This is a genomic window from Psychrobacter sp. FME13 (assembly GCF_014861395.1).
In the GTDB taxonomy this organism is placed as follows: domain Bacteria; phylum Pseudomonadota; class Gammaproteobacteria; order Pseudomonadales; family Moraxellaceae; genus Psychrobacter.
In genome coordinates this window covers 1-1033 of sequence record NZ_RRYV01000320.1, presented here as the reverse complement: position 1 = coordinate 1033, position 1033 = coordinate 1, and the positions used below count along the sequence as shown (strand labels likewise).

2 protein-coding genes are annotated in these 1033 nt (G+C 34.8%); one reads left to right on the top strand and one right to left on the bottom strand.

Features of this window, described 5'->3' with window-relative positions:
* The coding region (locus tag EI164_RS16320; RefSeq protein WP_192519804.1) for an IS1 family transposase at nucleotides 1-113 on the bottom strand (113 nt) is incomplete at its 3' end.
* A gap of 207 nt (nucleotides 114-320) precedes the next feature.
* Between EI164_RS16320 and EI164_RS16315 the strand changes: the two genes are divergently transcribed.
* Complete coding sequence (locus tag EI164_RS16315; RefSeq protein ID WP_192521019.1) at nucleotides 321-644, top strand: H-NS family nucleoid-associated regulatory protein; 324 nt, start codon at nucleotides 321-323, stop codon at nucleotides 642-644.
* Nucleotides 645-1033: the final 389 nt, after the last annotated feature.

The window sequence follows — 1033 nt, the reverse complement described above, 5'->3', positions numbered from 1 at the left end:
TGACGTTTGCAGTCCTTGCACTGGTAGTTCTGCTTGCCATAGCTTTTTTTGCCGTTTTTCTTTAAACTGGGACTGTGACAGTCGGGGCAATTGATCTGTATTTGTGTCTTCATAACCTCAAATATATCATCTTGCTTCGGCTGTCACCCTTCTTTTATTACTCCAGCATACTTTTTGATACACCACCTATATTTTATTAAAAGTAATATTTATGTACGATACTTATAATTTAATTGATTATAAGTATCTTATTCTCAGTTCTTAATAGTAAACAATATGTCTATTAAGGTGATATTTTTTATTTTATAATTGGATTTACTATGAGCAAAAACAAAGAAATTGATTTAGAAAATCTAGACGTTGATGAGCTACGTGCTATTACTGAAAATGCTCAGCAGCTTATTGCTAAAAAACAACACCAACGTCTATATGATGCTTACATGCAGTTTGAGAAAATTGCAGAAGAAAGCGATGCATCTATTGAAGAGATTTTAAAAGCTGGTGAAACACTAGAGAAAAAACGTAGTATCAAATATCGCAATACAGATAACAATGAAGAGACTTGGACTGGTCGTGGTCGCAAGCCGACATGGTTGGTTGAGGCGTTAGCAGCCGGCAGCAAGCTTGAAGATTTTGTTATTTAGCAATATACGGATGCCATGATTTTAATTTGTTCTAAAAGAAGATCAAGTTGGCGCCACTTAAGCTACTATAGTTAGATTCAAATGATTTCGATATAAGAAGTCTGGTGCAGGCTATACTTTAGTATGGTTAACGGGGATGATGATCTAGCGGAATTATATGGGCTAGGCTATAGATTTATATCTATGGTAGGTTAACGATATGGTTGATTTAGTTTAAAAGAGATATAAGTCAACTGAGTGTAGAGGTATATTTAATATCTCAAGCGAGGTTAGCGCTTTAATATTACTATAGTGGAATGACTATAGTAATAAGCTCTGTATATATAGAAGCCAGCGGAGTTTTTCAAGGTAGTTGTCACCATCAAGCTAAATTAAGCGGCTTGTAATCT